This is a genomic window from Streptomyces sp. TG1A-60 (assembly GCF_037201975.1).
Classification (GTDB): domain Bacteria; phylum Actinomycetota; class Actinomycetes; order Streptomycetales; family Streptomycetaceae; genus Streptomyces.
Window position 1 is genome coordinate 7,011,394 of the sequence record NZ_CP147520.1, and the last position, 14,519, is coordinate 7,025,912.

The 14,519-nt window shown below is 70.9% G+C and carries 12 protein-coding genes and 1 riboswitch; of the genes, 6 read left to right on the plus strand and 6 right to left on the minus strand.

Annotated elements, in window-relative coordinates; translation table 11 throughout:
- Positions 1 to 99 precede the first annotated feature (99 nt).
- Positions 100 to 196, plus strand: a riboswitch (glycine riboswitch).
- 172 nt (positions 197 to 368) lie between these two features.
- The gene (gene gcvP, locus WBG99_RS30740; RefSeq protein ID WP_338899442.1) at positions 369 to 3,254 is read left to right on the plus strand and encodes an aminomethyl-transferring glycine dehydrogenase; all 2,886 of its coding nucleotides are present in this window, start codon (positions 369 to 371) and stop codon (positions 3,252 to 3,254) included.
- A gap of 116 nt (positions 3,255 to 3,370) precedes the next feature.
- Here the strand turns inward: gcvP and WBG99_RS30745 are convergent, their stop codons facing one another.
- Together WBG99_RS30745 and WBG99_RS30750 are read right to left on the minus strand one after the other, a co-directional pair.
- Complete coding sequence (locus WBG99_RS30745; protein ID WP_338899443.1) at positions 3,371 to 3,577, minus strand: DUF5999 family protein; 207 nt, start codon at positions 3,575 to 3,577, stop codon at positions 3,371 to 3,373.
- Between the two features lie 398 nt (positions 3,578 to 3,975).
- Positions 3,976 to 4,560, minus strand: a complete 585-nt coding sequence (locus WBG99_RS30750; protein WP_338899444.1) for a hypothetical protein — start codon at positions 4,558 to 4,560, stop codon at positions 3,976 to 3,978.
- Positions 4,561 to 5,130: 570 nt separating this feature from the next.
- Between WBG99_RS30750 and WBG99_RS30755 the strand changes: the two genes are divergently transcribed.
- Positions 5,131 to 6,645: a glutamate--cysteine ligase gene (locus WBG99_RS30755; protein WP_338899445.1), complete on the plus strand. Its 1,515-nt coding sequence runs from the start codon at positions 5,131 to 5,133 to the stop codon at positions 6,643 to 6,645.
- A gap of 109 nt (positions 6,646 to 6,754) precedes the next feature.
- Positions 6,755 to 7,555, plus strand: coding sequence for a type II CAAX endopeptidase family protein (locus WBG99_RS30760; RefSeq protein WP_338899446.1), 801 nt, complete (start codon positions 6,755 to 6,757; stop codon positions 7,553 to 7,555).
- On the opposite strand, the gene WBG99_RS30765 is transcribed toward WBG99_RS30760, so the two are convergent.
- Both WBG99_RS30765 and WBG99_RS30770 read right to left on the minus strand, forming a co-directional pair.
- Positions 7,545 to 8,357 carry a PhzF family phenazine biosynthesis protein gene (locus WBG99_RS30765; protein WP_338899447.1) on the minus strand — a complete coding sequence of 271 codons (813 nt, stop codon included), beginning with the start codon at positions 8,355 to 8,357 and terminating at the stop codon, positions 7,545 to 7,547. The genes WBG99_RS30760 and WBG99_RS30765 overlap by 11 nt on opposite strands.
- A 97-nt stretch (positions 8,358 to 8,454) precedes the next feature.
- Positions 8,455 to 9,234, minus strand: a complete 780-nt coding sequence (locus WBG99_RS30770; protein WP_338899448.1) for an SDR family oxidoreductase — start codon at positions 9,232 to 9,234, stop codon at positions 8,455 to 8,457.
- Positions 9,235 to 9,647: 413 nt separating this feature from the next.
- On the opposite strand from WBG99_RS30770, the gene WBG99_RS30775 reads away from it, so the two are divergent.
- On the plus strand, positions 9,648 to 10,208 hold the full coding sequence (locus tag WBG99_RS30775) for a Clp protease N-terminal domain-containing protein (RefSeq protein ID WP_338899449.1): 561 nt from the start codon (positions 9,648 to 9,650) through the stop codon (positions 10,206 to 10,208).
- 75 nt (positions 10,209 to 10,283) lie between these two features.
- Positions 10,284 to 11,291, plus strand: coding sequence for an EamA family transporter (locus WBG99_RS30780; protein ID WP_338899450.1), 1,008 nt, complete (start codon positions 10,284 to 10,286; stop codon positions 11,289 to 11,291).
- 103 nt (positions 11,292 to 11,394) lie between these two features.
- Here WBG99_RS30780 and WBG99_RS30785 read toward each other — a convergent pair whose 3' ends face one another.
- A complete protein-coding gene (locus WBG99_RS30785; protein WP_338899452.1) occupies positions 11,395 to 12,081 on the minus strand; it encodes a pyridoxamine 5'-phosphate oxidase family protein in 687 nt (228 codons plus the stop codon).
- 36 nt (positions 12,082 to 12,117) lie between these two features.
- On the opposite strand from WBG99_RS30785, the gene WBG99_RS30790 reads away from it, so the two are divergent.
- Positions 12,118 to 13,449 carry an aminotransferase class I/II-fold pyridoxal phosphate-dependent enzyme gene (locus WBG99_RS30790; RefSeq protein WP_338899453.1) on the plus strand — a complete coding sequence of 444 codons (1,332 nt, stop codon included), beginning with the start codon at positions 12,118 to 12,120 and terminating at the stop codon, positions 13,447 to 13,449.
- Positions 13,450 to 13,521: 72 nt separating this feature from the next.
- Here WBG99_RS30790 and WBG99_RS30795 read toward each other — a convergent pair whose 3' ends face one another.
- Complete coding sequence (locus WBG99_RS30795) at positions 13,522 to 14,451, minus strand: DMT family transporter (RefSeq protein WP_338899454.1); 930 nt, start codon at positions 14,449 to 14,451, stop codon at positions 13,522 to 13,524.
- Positions 14,452 to 14,519: the final 68 nt, after the last annotated feature.

Sequence of the window (14,519 nt, forward strand, 5' to 3'; positions counted from 1 at the left end):
GTCGCGAATCATCTCTCACCACTACGAAAAGGCACTTTCGAGAAGGCGGCCACTCGAAGACTCGTGCGTCGACCGCGCTGATACGCTGGCAGCGGCTGCTGACCCCGTGCGGGAGAGTCCTCCGGACACCATCCGGAGGCGCCGAAGGAGCAAATCCTCCCCGGAATCTCTCAGGCCCACGTACCGCACGGACGAGGTCACTCTGGAAAGCAGGGCGGGTGTCACGGCTTCCGCTCTCACCGACGGTGAAAACCGGGCCGTACCTGGACCGGTGAAGCTCTCAGGTCGAGATGACAGAGGGGGAGGCCGTACGGGCACCCGCGCCGTGGTGCCCCTCGAAGGTCGTGTCAGACCAGGAGGCCTCCGCAATGACCGCCCATCGCACTCCGCTCTCCGAACTCGAACAGGGAATCCCCTTCGAGCGGCGCCACATCGGCCCGGACATCGAGGCCCGGGCCAAGATGCTCGCCCACCTCGGATACGGCTCGCTCGACGAGCTGACAGCCGCCGCCGTCCCGGACGTGATCAAGAACGCCGAGGCGCTGGACCTGCCGGGCGCGCGCACCGAGGCCGAGGTTCTCGCCGAGCTGCGTTCGCTCGCCGATCGCAATCAGGTTCTCGGCTCGATGATCGGCCTCGGGTACCACGGGACGTTCACACCGCCCGTGATCCTGCGGAATGTCATGGAGAATCCGGCCTGGTACACGGCCTATACGCCGTATCAGCCGGAGATCTCCCAGGGGCGGCTCGAGGCGCTGCTCAACTTCCAGACGGTGGTCGCCGATCTCACCGGGCTGCCCACCTCAGGGGCCTCGCTGCTCGACGAGGGCACCGCCGCCGCCGAGGCCATGGCGTTGTCGCGGCGCATGGGGAAGAACAAGAAGGGGCTCTTCCTCGTCGACGCGGACGCGCTGCCGCAGACGATCGCCGTGATCGAGACCCGTGCCGAGCCGACCGGGGTCGAGGTCGTCGTCGCCGACCTCAGCGCCGGGATCCCGTCCGACATCGCCGAGCGCGAGATCAACGGTGTGCTGCTGCAGTACCCGGGCGCCTCCGGTGCCGTACGCGATCTCAAGCCGGTCATCGAGCAGGCGCACGAGCTCGGGGCGCTCGTCACCGTCGCCGCCGATCTGCTCGCCCTCACGCTGCTGGTCTCGCCCGGTGAGCTGGGCGCCGACATCGCGGTGGGGACCACCCAGCGGTTCGGTGTGCCGATGGGCTTCGGTGGGCCGCACGCGGGCTACATGGCCGTGCGGGAGAAGTTCGCGCGCAGTCTGCCCGGGCGGCTCGTAGGGGTTTCCGTGGACGCGGACGGGCACAAGGCGTACCGGCTCGCCCTGCAGACGCGGGAGCAGCACATCCGCCGGGAGAAGGCGACCAGCAACATCTGTACGGCCCAGGTGCTGCTCGCCGTGATGGCAGGCATGTACGCCGTGTACCACGGGCCGGAGGGGCTGCGGACCATCGCCCGGCGTACGCATCGGTACGCCTCGGTACTCGCCGCGGGGCTCGCGGCGGGCGGGGTCGAGGTCGTGCACGGGGCGTACTTCGACACGCTCACCGTGCGGGTACCGGGGCGGGCCGCGGAGGTCGTGGCCGCCGCTCGGGAACATGGCGTGAACCTGCACCTCGTGAACGCAGACCTGGTGTCGATCTCCTGCGACGAGACCACGACGCGGGCTCGGCTGGGCGCCGTGTGGACCGCGTGCGGGGTGGAGGGGGACGTCGAGGCGCTCGACGCCGCCGCTGCGGACACGCTGCCTCAGGCGCTGCTGCGCTCCGACGAGTATCTGACGCACCCCGTGTTCCACGAGTACCGCTCCGAGACAGCGATGCTGCGCTACCTGCGCCGTCTCGCCGACCGGGACTACGCGCTGGACCGGGGCATGATCCCGCTGGGCTCGTGCACGATGAAGCTCAACGCGACCACCGAGATGGAGCCGGTGACCTGGCCCGAGTTCGGGCAGCTGCACCCGTTCGCGCCCGCCGGGCAGGTGCAGGGGTACCTCACGCTCATTCGTGAGCTGGAGGAGCGGCTGGCGGAGGCCACCGGGTACGACAAGGTGTCGTTGCAGCCGAACGCGGGCTCGCAGGGGGAACTGGCCGGGCTGCTCGCCGTACGCGGGTACCACCGGGCCCAGGGGGACGAGCAGCGGACCGTGTGCCTCATCCCGTCCTCCGCGCACGGCACCAACGCCGCGAGCGCCGTCATGGCGGGCATGAAGGTCGTCGTCGTGAAGACCGCCGAGGACGGCGAGATCGAGGTCGAGGATCTGCGGGCCAAGATCGAGCAGTACCGCGACGAGCTGGCCGTCCTGATGATCACGTACCCCTCGACGCACGGTGTGTTCGAGGAGCACGTGGCCGACATCTGCGCGCAGGTGCACGACGCGGGCGGTCAGGTGTACGTCGACGGCGCCAACCTCAACGCGCTGGTGGGCCTCGCCAAGCCGGGCCGCTTCGGCGGTGACGTCTCGCACCTGAATCTGCACAAGACGTTCTGCATCCCGCATGGTGGCGGAGGGCCGGGCGTCGGTCCGGTGGCGGTGCGTGAGCACCTGGCGCCGTATCTGCCGAACCACCCGATGCAGCCGGCGGCCGGGCCCGAGACGGGCGTGGGTCCGATCTCGGCGGCGCCGTGGGGTTCCGCGGGCATCCTGCCGATCTCGTGGGCGTACGTCCGGCTCATGGGCGGTGAGGGGCTCAAGCGGGCCACTCAGGTGGCCGTGCTCAGTGCCAACTACATCGCCAAGCGGTTGGAATCGCACTACCCGGTGCTCTACACCGGCCCGGCCGGGCTCGTCGCGCACGAGTGCATCATCGACCTGCGACCGCTGACCAAGTCGACCGGGGTGAGCGTCGACGACATCGCCAAGCGGCTGATCGACTACGGCTTCCACGCGCCGACGATGTCGTTCCCGGTGGCCGGGACGCTGATGATCGAGCCGACCGAGTCGGAGGATCTCAGGGAGCTGGACCGGTTCTGCGACGCGATGATCGCGATTCGCGCCGAGATCGAGAAGGTCGGCTCGGGCGAGTGGCCCGTGGACGACAACCCACTGCGGAACGCGCCGCACACCGCGTCCGCGCTCGGCGGTGAGTGGGAGCACGCGTACACGCGCGAGGAGGCCGTCTTCCCGGCCGAGGGCTCGCCCGCCGACAAGTACTGGCCGCCGGTGCGCCGGATCGACCAGGCCTTCGGCGACCGGAACCTGGTCTGCTCCTGCCCGCCACCGGACGCCTACGAAGAGTAGTCGCGCGCGGACACGCGTCGGGGCCGGTGCGGAGAGTGGTTCTCCGGCCGGCCCCTCCTCTGTCCGGGCGGGCGCCCTGTGCGGGGATGTTTGCCCTGTGTGCACGTATGTGCGGCTCAGGCGGCCGTCATCACCGTGTCGGTGCCCAGCGGGCGGTGCGGTGCGATGATCCGGCCGTCGGGCAGGAGCTCACCGGTGTCCTCGAAGAGCAGAACGCCGTTGCAGAGCAGGCTCCATCCCTGCTCCGGGTGGTGCGCCATGAGTCGGGCGCCCTCCCGGTCGGCGGATTCGGCGGTCGGGCACAGTGGCTGGTGCTGGCACATGGTTGTGGGGATCTTCCGCTCTGGCGTGTGGTCTGAGATGGCTGTGTTGTCTGTCCCGCGGCTTGAAGCCTCGTTCATGGCCGCCCCCCGTTGTGATAAATCGGTCCGGTCCCAGTGTTGCCCCCCGGGCGTCAATCCGCAGGGAATTCGCAGCACCGCTTCTCACAGGTTGATGACGCGTCACCCGTGCGGGCGGTTCATCCCAACTGCACTGTCCCTTCGGGTGGTTCTGCGTGGTCGGATGGGGCTAGTCCGGTGGTGAGAGGGCGTGTGAATAGCTCGTACGAGCGTGTTGGTGCCCGAAAGAGCGGGAATTGCGGACAGTGAGAAAGCACGTGCCCGCTGCCGACATATCGGCAGCGGGCACAGGCGGTGCCGATGACGAGGCGGCCCCGGACTCAGGCCGGCGATCCCAGCAGCGGTGCGGGCGTCAACCGGGTGGTCAGCACCGGAAGGAGATCGGCGGCCCGGTGCGGGCGGTGGGCCGCGATCCCGGGCGGCGCGGGTGCCAGCGGGACCAGCAGGTCGGCCGGTGCCGGATCGCCGGTGGCCCCGTCGGCGGTGGGGTCGGCGTGCAGCCAGAGCGTGAGCATGTACAGCTCGGGCACCGACAGCAGCCGTGGCTGGTAGGGCTGCTGCATGACCTCGGCCTGGCGCAGCGCACGCTCGGTGGAGGTGATGTACGGGCCCTCGAAGAAGTGCGAGAACGCCCATCCGTCGGGCGTCAGCCGGGTCTCGGCGGCTGCCGCGGCGCGGCCGCCGCAGCGGATCAGGAATCGCCATCCGGTGAGCCGGGCGGTGCCCGTGCCCTCGGGGGTGATCCGGTCGAGGACGTGGACGGGCAGGGGAAGCTCGGGTGTGGCGGGGCCCTGGGCGTTCTTCAGGGAAGGGGTTCGCGCCTCGTGGACGGCGGTGGGAGAACCGAGTGCCATGAGGACGGTGCGCAGGGCGGGCGCTGGAGCCGGGGGGACATGCAGCGGCATGGTGGGTCGCCTCTCCGGTAGACAGGCATGGTGGCGCGAGGGCGGGGGCGGACGGCGCTGTCAGCTCTCGGGGATCGGAGAGACGGGTGCCCGGGGTCCGGGTGCGTGGGTAGGGTCCGCCGCGCGTGACGTGACGGCAGGACCGAGGACCGCGAGTGCCGGCTCTCAGCCTCGTTTGCGGAGTTTATACGACACGTGTTCAGATGAGGTTTCGGCTAGCTGTCCCGGATATGAAGAGCAAGGCGGTATCCGGTCGCCGTAACGGGGGAGTCATCTCGCTATCTCGCGGAGGTGCGCCGGTGACCTCGGATTACCGTGCCGTAGCGGACGGCCGGTTCTCGTCGGCGCTTTTCACGAAAGCTTCGGGACGGAAAGCGCGTGCTCATTCTTGCCTGCTGAATGTGCCAGAAGCACGCGGAGTGCATATGGTCGGAGGTGACCGCGCTCAGCCTAGCGTGCGCAGGTCGCGCGCGGGACGTTATCGGCGGCGCTGCCTGGGCATCATCATCCGTGGACCCGAGACAGCAGTGGCCGGTTCGTCGGCCTGCCCATCCGAGGAGGGACACTTCGATGGGGGAGAAGGTCGTGGCGGGACCGTTCGGCCTGTCAGATCGTCAGCACTACCGCGACAAGTTGCGGCAGTGCCTGACGGGACTGGCGCGGCTACTGGAGGAGAAGCGGTTCGACCGCCCCAAGAACCTGATGGGTGTGGAGATCGAGCTGAACCTCGTCGGGGCCGACGGTCTGCCGAGAATGATGAATGCGCAAGTACTGGAGCGGATTGCGAGCCGAGATTTCCAAACAGAACTCGCCATGTTCAATCTGGAAGTCAACATAGCTCCACACCGGCTGGGCGGCAGGGTATTCGACCAGCTTTCCGAGGAGCTGCGCACCTCGCTCGCGTACGCCGACCGGAAAGCGGGCGAGCTGGATGCGGGAATCGTGATGATCGGCATTCTGCCCACGCTCGACCGTGATGATCTGGTCTCCTCGAACCTCTCCGCCGACGATCGCTACGCCATGCTCAACGATCAGATCGTCGCCGCCCGCGGTGAGGATTTCACCCTCGACATCGACGGGGTGGAGCGGCTCGTCTGCACCTCCAAGTCGATCGCGCCCGAAGCCGCCTGCACCTCCGTGCAGTTGCACCTCCAGGTCACCCCGGGCCGCTTCGCCGATGTGTGGAACGCGGCCCAGGCGGTCGCCGCGGCACAGGTCGCCATCGGCGCCAACTCGCCGTTCCTGTTCGGGCACGAACTGTGGCGGGAGTCCCGGCCGCCGCTGTTCCAGCAGTCCACGGACACCCGGCCGCCCGAACTCCAGGCCCAGGGCGTACGGCCGCGTACCTGGTTCGGGGAGCGGTGGGTCTCCTCGGCGTACGACCTCTTCGAGGAGAACCTGCGCTTCTTCCCCGCGCTGCTGCCCATCTGCGACGACGAGGATCCGATCGGTGTCCTCGACGCGGGCGGCGTCCCCCAGCTCGCCGAACTCACCCTGCACAACGGCACGGTGTACCGCTGGAACCGGCCCGTCTACGGCATCGCCGACGGGGTCCCGCACCTGCGCGTCGAGAACCGCGTGCTGCCCGCCGGGCCGACCGTCACGGACGTGATCGCCAACGCGGCCTTCTACTACGGGGTCGTACGCGCCCTCGCCGAGGAGTCGCGGCCCGTCTGGACGCGGCTGCCGTTCGAGGCCGCCGCCGCCAACTTCGACGAGGCGTGCCGGCACGGCATCGAAGCGCGGTTGCAGTGGCCGCGCGGGCGCTACGGCGCAGTGGGGCCGGTGGACGCGGTGACCCTCGTGCGGGACGAGCTCCTGCCACTCGCGGAGGCGGGCCTCGACGCGTGGGGTGTCGAGCCGGTCGACCGGGACTTCTACCTCGGGGTGATCGAGGAGCGCTGTCGGCGCCGGGTCAACGGGGCGTCCTGGCAGGTCGAAACGTTTCACCGGGCGTTGGCCAAGGGCCTCGGCCGGGACGCGGCGCTGGCCGCCACAACACGACGGTACTGCGAGCTGATGCACTCCGGGGACCCGGTGCACAGCTGGCCGGTCGGACTGCCGGAGCCGGTCCCGATGGGCTGAGGGGCCGCCCCCTCGGGACCGAGGAAGAGATTCTGGAAGCCGCCGGAAGGCTCCGGACCGCCGCGGGTGATGATGGACCCTCGGCGGGGCCGGACTACGGGAGGCGCGGGTGCAGGGGCAGGCGGAGTCGGTGGAGGACGCGTTGCCGCGCGAGCGGCCGAGCCGACGGATTCTGAGGGACGAGGCACTGCTGGTGCTCGCGCTCTCGCTCGGCGCGAGCGGCGTGTCCGCGCTGATCAGCTTCATCGGATCGGTCACCAAGCCGGGCGGGCTGAAGGACCAGGCGGCCACCATGAACGCCTCGGCCGCGCCGGGCCGGCCCTGGCTCGACCTCGCGTGGCAGCTCTTCGGGATCACCACCTCGCTGGTGCCCGTGGTGCTGGTCGCGCACTTCCTGCTGCGCGAGGGCGCGGGGCTTCGTACGCTCGGCTTCGACCGTACGAAGCCGTGGCCCGACCTCGGCCGGGGTGCGGTCGTCGCCGCGGTGATCGGCAGCACCGGCATCGCCTTCTACCTGGCGGCCCGGGGCCTCGGCTTCAACCTCACGGTGGTGCCGGAGGCGCTGCCCTCGGTGTGGTGGAAGTACCCCGTGCTGATTCTCTCCGCGATCCAGAACTCGGTCCTCGAAGAGGTCATCGTGGTCGGGTATCTGCTGCGCCGGCTTCAGCAGTTGGGCTGGTCACCGGGCAGCGCGCTGGCCGCCAGCTCGCTGCTGCGCGGCTCGTACCACCTCTACCAGGGCATCGGCGGGTTCATCGGGAACATGGTGATGGGCGTGGTCTTCGTCTACCTGTACCGGCGGTGGGGGCGCGTCGGCCCGCTGGTCGTGGCGCACTCGCTGCTCGACATCGGGGCGTTCGTCGGGTACGCGCTGCTGGCGGGGAAGGTGGGGTGGCTGCCTACGGCGTGAGCAGTTCGCCGTCGATGACCGTGACCGCGCGGCCGGTCAGCAGGGTGCGGTCGCCGCGGAGTTCGGTGCGGACGAGGCCTGAGCGGGGGGAGGCCTGGAGGCCGGTGAGGGTGGGGCTGCCGAGGCGTTCGGACCAGAAGGGGGCGAGAGCGGTGTGGGCGCTGCCCGTGACCGGGTCCTCGTCGATGCCGATGTTCGGGAAGAAGCAGCGCGAGACGAAGTCGTGGCCGGCGGCGGGGTCCGAGGCGCGCGCGGTGGTGATGATGCCGCGCAAGGAGTAGCGGCCGAGGGCTCGCAGGTCTGGGGCGAGGCCGAGGACCGTCTTCTCGTCGGCGAGCTCGATCAGCAGGTCGCCCACGCCGGGGCCGGTGTCGAAGGCGCCGAGCGGCTCGGCGCCCAGGGCCCCGGCGGTGCCGTCCGGGACGGGGACCGGGGTGAGGGGTGCGGTCGGGAAGTCCAGGGTGAGGGAGCCGTCCGGTCGGGGTGTGGCGATGAGGACACCGCTGCGGGTGGCGAACCGTACCGGGCCCTCGTGGGCGTTCGTGCTGGTCAGGACGTGCGCGGTGGCCAGTGTGGCGTGGCCGCACATGGCCACCTCGGCGACGGGCGTGAACCAGCGCAGTGCCCAGTCGGCCTTGCCGCCCTCGGGGAGGGGGTGGGCGAACGCGGTCTCGGCGTGGTTGACCTCCCGGGCCACGTTCTGCAGCCAGGCGTCGTCCGGGAAGGCGTCGAGGAGGAGGACTCCGGCCGGGTTCCCGGAGAAGGGGCGGTCGGTGAAGGCGTCGACGATACGAATGCGCATGGCATGACGCTAGGCGGTCGGCGGAGTGGCGGGCCAAGGCCAATCGTGGTGTGGTGGACCGGTTTTCGCAGGCCGACGCGGGCGCCGCCCGGTCAGGCTAGTGGACCGAGAATCCGCCGTCGACGAAGATCGCCTGGCCGGTGATGTAGCCGGCGGAGCGGCCGGCCAGGAACACCGCCGCTCCGGCGAAGTCGTCGACCAGGCCGTTGCGGCCGGTCAGGGTGCGTGCGGCGAGTGCCGCCACCTTCTCCGGGTCGGACGACAACCGTGTGTTGAGCGGGGTCGGGACGAAGCCGGGGACCAGGGTGTTGCAGGTGACGCCGTGGGGCGACCACTCTTCGGCCTGCGAGCGGGCCAGTGACTCCAGCGCCCCCTTGGAGACCCCGTACGCGCCGCTCCGGACGAACGCCCGGTGCGCCTGCTGGGAGGTGATGTGGATGATCCGTCCGTAGCCCCGCTCGGCCATGCCGGGCCCGAACCGCTGGCCCAGCAGGAAGGGGGCCTCCAGGTTCACGGCCATCGTGGCGTCCCACACCTCCTCACCCAGCTCGTTCATCGGCGGACGCAGATTGATCCCGGCGCTGTTGACGAGGATGTCGGGTTCGCCGAACACCTCGGCAGCCTGCTCCGCCGCCGCGCGCACGCCGGCGCGGGTGCCCAGGTCGGCACTCACCCAGGTGGCCCGGCAACCGTCCGCCGTCAGCTCGCCGACCGTGGCGGTCAGCTCCGCTTCCTTGCGCGCGACGATCACCACGCCCGCCCCCGCCCGTGCGAGCGCCCCGGCGACGGCCTTGCCGATGCCGGAGCTGCCGCCTGTCACGACGGCGACGCGGCCGTTCAGCGAGAACAGTTCGGAGAGGTAGCTGTCGGAGATCATTCCCGCACCCTAGACCTGGACTTCGCCGGTCTCCGAAAGGGGTTCTCCGCAGCGGCCTGACGGCGTCCGATCTCGACCGGGCCGGAGCAGGGCGGCTGTCGCCGCTGCGGTTCCGACCGGCGAGCGATCAGCTACGACCGCTTGATCTTCACGATCGGGTGACCTGCGAAGCACGGGCCCAGACCTGGACTCGGCCGTCAGCCAGCACCTGCCCTCCATGCGTGAGGGACGAGCGCCGGTGCGTTGCGGTTGCGTGCAGGGCGTACGGCGAGGCGGCGCGCGCCCCTTGGGTGCGCTGGGAGATCTCATCCGCAGGGAGGAGGCGGGCGTCGTCCATACGCAACCTGTGTGGGACGCGAAGATGGTTCCTGTCGTGGACGACGCGGGTCGGCGGAACTGATGGGGTGGAGGACGTGCGACCCCGTATCCCCCGGCAGCCGGCCGTAGACCATGGTCCCAACCACGTGGACATCGAGGGCAGACTCACCGATGAGCTGGCCTCGGTGGTCGCCGGCGCGCGCAGACGTGCGCTGCGTGACGGGGACCGGCAGATCGACACGGCCCATCTGCTGCACACGCTCCTGGAGTCCGACCCCCAGGTCCGTGCCGTCTTCGACGGCCCGCAGGTCGCCCGGCTGCTCGGCTATCTGGTGCAGCGCAGCATCGGCTACGGGCTGCGCTGGCGGATCGGTGTCGAGGACGCCGGTGCCGTACCGGGAGCGCCGGGCACGCCCGGCTGGTCGCCGGCGGCGGCCCGGTCGATGACCCAGGCGTACGACCGTGCCGTGCGGCGCGGCGAGCGGCTGGCCCACGGCGTCGATCTGCTCGCGGTGCTTGTCGGGGCCGCCGGATCGCGGGCCGTGGAGGTGCTGGGGAACGTGGGCGTCGACGCGGGGGTGGTTGCGCGACGGATCGCCAGGGCGGGCGAGGAGCGGACCGAGGCCTACGTGGTGGGCGGGGAAACGGGCGGTTGATCCGCGCCCGCCCGAGGTCCGACCGGTGAGACAGGTGTCATTCGACATGACGCTCCTGTCGTCTGCTGTCATCATGTGCCGGTGCATACGTCTCAGGGGAGTCAGGGGCAACGCGGGCGGGGTGTCGGTCTGGGGCTCGCTCTCGGGTCCGCGGTCGCCTTCGGCGGATCGGGCACCGCGGCCAAGCCGCTGATCGAGGCGGGGCTCGACCCGCTGCACGTCGTCTGGCTGCGGGTCGCCGGTGCCGCGCTGGTGATGCTGCCGCTGGCCGTGCGCCACCGGGATCTGGTGCGCCGCCGGCCCGCGCTGCTCGCCGGCTTCGGGCTGCTGGCCGTGGCCGGGGTGCAGGCCTTCTACTTCGCCTCGATCTCCCGGATCCCTGTCGGGGTCGCCCTCCTCGTCGAGTATCTGGGGCCGGCGCTCGTCCTCGGCTGGGTGCGGTTCGTACAGCGGCGGCCGGTGACGCGCGCCGCCGCCGTCGGGGTCGTCCTCGCTGTCGGCGGCCTCGCCTGCGTCGTGGAGGTCTGGGCGGGGCTCGGCTTCGACGTGGTGGGGTTGCTCCTGGCGCTCGGGGCGGCCTGTTGTCAGGTGGGGTATTTCGTGCTGTCCGACCCGGGGAGCGAGGCGGGTGGCGAGGCGCCGGACCCGCTCGGGGTCATCGCGTACGGGTTGCTCGTCGGTGCGGTGGTGCTCACGGTGGTGGCCCGCCCGTGGGGGATGGACTGGTCCGTGCTCAGGGGCACGGCACGGATGGACGGGACGCCGGTCCCCGCGTGGTTGCTGCTCGGGTGGGTGGTGCTGATCGCCACGGTGCTCGCCTACATCACCGGGGTGATGGCTGTGCGGCGGCTGTCCCCGCCGGTGGCGGGCGTTGTGGCGTGTCTTGAGGCGGTCGTCGCGACGGTGTTGGCGTGGGTGTTGTTGGGGGAGAGTCTGTCCGCGCCGCAGATGATGGGGGGACTGGCCGTGCTGGTGGGGGCGTTCGTCGCGCAGTGGTCCGCGCCGGCGAAGGGTTCGGCCGGGGCGGACGTGCCCGGTGGGGATGAGGCACAGCGGGAGTGGTCGGCGTCGAGCGGCCGGTGAAGAGCCGGCGGGGTTCTGTCCGCCGCGGGCCTGCGGGACTTGCGGGTTCGCGGGCCGTGCGTGGCTGATCGCGCGGTTCGCCGCGCCCCTTCGTGCGCTGAAGTCACAGGGTCTTGAGGTAGTCGGGGAGTTCGGTGCCGGGGGCCAGGAGCGGGTCGGGGATCGGGGCCTCGTAGCCCTTGCGGAGGGGGAGGACACCGGCCCAGTGAGGGAGGACGAGGTCCTCCGGTTCGTCGTTGACACCGCCGGTACGGGTCTTGGCGGAGACCTCGTTCAGGTCGAGGCGGATCACGGCGGTGGCGGCGGACTCCTTGTTGTCGGCCGGCCGGGAGTCCCGTGAACGGCCGGGGACGACCTGGTCCACGAGGGCGTCCAGGGCGATCCGGCGCTCTTCCGGGTCGGTGACCTGGTGGGCGGTGCCGTGCACCACCACCGAGCGGTAGTTGATCGAGTGGTGGAATCCGGACCGGGCCAGGATCAGGGCGTCCACGTGCGTGACCGTCAGGCAGACCGGGAGGCCGGCATCGGACTGGCCCGTCATCCGCAGCGGGCGCGAGCCCGTCGAACCGTGTACGTAGAGCGTTTCGCCGACCCGCCCGTACAGCGTGGGCAGTACCACCGGGGCGCCCTCGCGGACGAAGCCCAGATGGCAGACGTACCCCTCGTCGAGTATCGCGTGCACCGACTCCTTGTCGTACGAGGCCCGTTGCGGGGAACGGGTGGGGACGGTGCGGTCGGTGGGGGTGTAGGCGGCGGGCTGTGGTGTGGTCGACTGCGGAGTCCCCGCCATTTGCGCTCTCCATTGCACTAGTGCATAATCTTCTTTGTGCTAGGAGAATACATGATCACTGGGCGGCGTGCAGCGGAGATCGCGGCGAGCGTCGAGCGCGCGGTGGGGGCCGGGGAGCTTGAACCTGGGCAACTGCTGCCTCCCATGCGGGCGTTGGCGGTGCGACTCGACGTCAATCCGAACACCGTGGCAGCTGCCTACCGCACGCTGCGCGAGCGCGGGGTCATCGAAACCTCCGGGCGACGGGGGAGCCGGGTGCGGTCCCGGCCGGCGACCACCGGGCGCGAGTGCATCCGGGTGGATGTGCCGGAGGGGGTGCGTGACCTCGCCGAAGGCAACCCCGACACGACGTTGCTGCCGCGCCTCGGGGAGGTGTTCGCCGCCGCCGCCGAGCAGGGCGACCGCGAGCCCGTGCTGTACGGATCGAGGGCTGTGGAGCCCGAGTTGGCGCGGATCACGCGGGCCGAACTGGACGCCGACGGGGTGCCTGACGGGCCGGTCGCCGTCACTTCCGGGTCCCTCGACGCCATCGAGCGGGTGCTGGCCGTCCATCTCAAGCCAGGGGACGCCGTGGCCGTCGAGGACCCCGGGTGGGGCAGCATGCTCGACCTCGTCCCGGCGCTCGGACTGCGGGTCATCCCGGTCGGCGTGGACGACGAAGGGCCGCTCGCCGACGACGTGCGCGCGGCTCTGGAGGCCGGGGCGCGGGCCCTGATCGTCACCGACCGGGCGCAGAACCCGACCGGCGCGGCCGTGAGCGCCGCACGCGCGGACGCCCTGCGGTCCGTGCTGGGGGAACACCCGGAGACCCTGCTCGTCGAGGACGACCACGGCTACCGCATCGTCGAGCAGCCGCTCCATCCGCTGGCCGGGGTCACGCACAGTTGGGCGTTCGTCCGGTCGGTCGCCAAGGCGTACGGCCCCGACCTGCGGCTGGCCGTGCTCACCGGGGATGCCGCCACCGTCGACCGGGTACGGGGACGGCAGCGGCTGGGCCCGGGTTGGGTGAGCCGGCTGGTGCAGCGTGCCGTCGTACGGCTGTGGTCCGGCGGCGCGGTGGACGCGTCGGCCGTGGCGGCGGCGTACGGGCGGCGGCGGGACGCGCTGGTCGGCGCGCTCGCGGAGCGTGGTGTCGAGGCGCACGGCGTGAGCGGGATGAATGTATGGATCCGGGTCCCGGACGAGACCGGCGCGGTCTCCCGGCTGCTGCACGCCGGCTGGGCCGTGGCGCCCGGCGCCCGCTTCCGGATGAGCGCCCCGCCGGGCGTCCGGATCACCGTCTCCACCCTCACAAAGGAGGAGATCGGGCGGGTGGCGGACGCGGTGGCCTCGGCGATCGGGCCGGCGGCGGGCGGCGGGTACGTGTGACGTCGGCGGTGATGTGCGACGTCGGTGGTCATGTGCGACATCAGTGGTCGCATACGCCAACGGGACGTCGGCTCATGTGCGCGGCCTGACCTGCGTCAGGGCCGCGCCCGTCAGGACGATCGCCGCGCCGACCGGTGTCGACCAGGTGAGGGACTCGCCGAGGAGGGCGACACCCGCGGCGGTGGCGATGACCGGGATGAAGTAGGTGACCATCTGGGCGGTCGTCGGGCCGACCTCGGAGACGAGACCGTACTGGAGGAGCATGGCGACACCCGTGCCGAGGGCGCCCAGTGCGACGACCGCCAGCAGGGGCAGCACCGGGAAATGGGTCGGCGCAGTAGTGAACAGCGGGGTGACAAAGCCCAGTTGGGCGGTGGCCAGCAGAAGTTGGGCGCCGGTGAGGGAGAGGTGCGAGTGGGTGGTGCCGGCCAGCGTGCGGCGGACGTAGATCCAGCCGACCGGGTAGCTGAGGGAGGCCACCAGGGCCATCGCGGTGCCTTCGGCGTCCAGGCCGCTGAAGCCCTGCCAGGCGCCGAGCACGGTGAGGACGCCGAGGAAACCGAGGCCGAGACCCGCGACCCGCACCCGCGTCGGGCGGTCCTCCGAGAGCGCGACCAGGGAGAGGGCCATGCCCCACAGCGGTGAGGTCGCGTTGCAGATGCCGGCCAGCGTGGACGGGATCGTCAGCTCCGCGTAGGCGAAGAGCGAGAACGGCAGCGCGTTGAGGAGGAAGGCCGCCACCGTGAGATGGCCCCAGGTGCGGGCGCCGCGCGGCAGTCGCTGTCGCTTCACCGCCATCGCCGCCGCGAGGACCAGTGTGCCGAACAGCAGCCGACCGCAAGTGACGTGGAACGGCGCGTAGGCCTCCGTGCCCACCTTGATCAGAAGAAAACTGAAGCCCCAGACGAGGGAGAGGAAGGCGAAGCGCAGCCGCCAGTCGACGCCGGCGCGGCGGCCTTCGGGGACGCGGACAGGGGCCCGGGTGGAAGCGGCGGTGGTCATACGGGCAACGATGCAGCCGATCAATCTCTTAGTACAAATGAGATTTGGTGAGCCGAATTGCGTAGTAT

Bases quoted from the DNA above. Each gene is read 5' to 3' on its own strand.
- WBG99_RS30745 (WP_338899443.1), bottom strand. From the start codon at position 3,577: ATGTGCCAGCACCAGCCACTGTGCCCGACCGCCGAATCCGCCGACCGG.
- WBG99_RS30750 (WP_338899444.1), bottom strand. From the start codon at position 4,560: ATGCCGCTGCATGTCCCCCCGGCTCCAGCGCCCGCCCTGCGCACCGTC.
- WBG99_RS30755 (WP_338899445.1), top strand. From the start codon at position 5,131: ATGGGGGAGAAGGTCGTGGCGGGACCGTTCGGCCTGTCAGATCGTCAG.
- WBG99_RS30765 (WP_338899447.1), bottom strand. From the start codon at position 8,357: ATGCGCATTCGTATCGTCGACGCCTTCACCGACCGCCCCTTCTCCGGG.
- WBG99_RS30785 (WP_338899452.1), bottom strand. From the start codon at position 12,081: ATGGCGGGGACTCCGCAGTCGACCACACCACAGCCCGCCGCCTACACC.
- WBG99_RS30770 (WP_338899448.1), bottom strand. From the start codon at position 9,234: ATGATCTCCGACAGCTACCTCTCCGAACTGTTCTCGCTGAACGGCCGC.
- WBG99_RS30795 (WP_338899454.1), bottom strand. From the start codon at position 14,451: ATGACCACCGCCGCTTCCACCCGGGCCCCTGTCCGCGTCCCCGAAGGC.
- gcvP (WP_338899442.1), top strand. From the start codon at position 369: ATGACCGCCCATCGCACTCCGCTCTCCGAACTCGAACAGGGAATCCCC.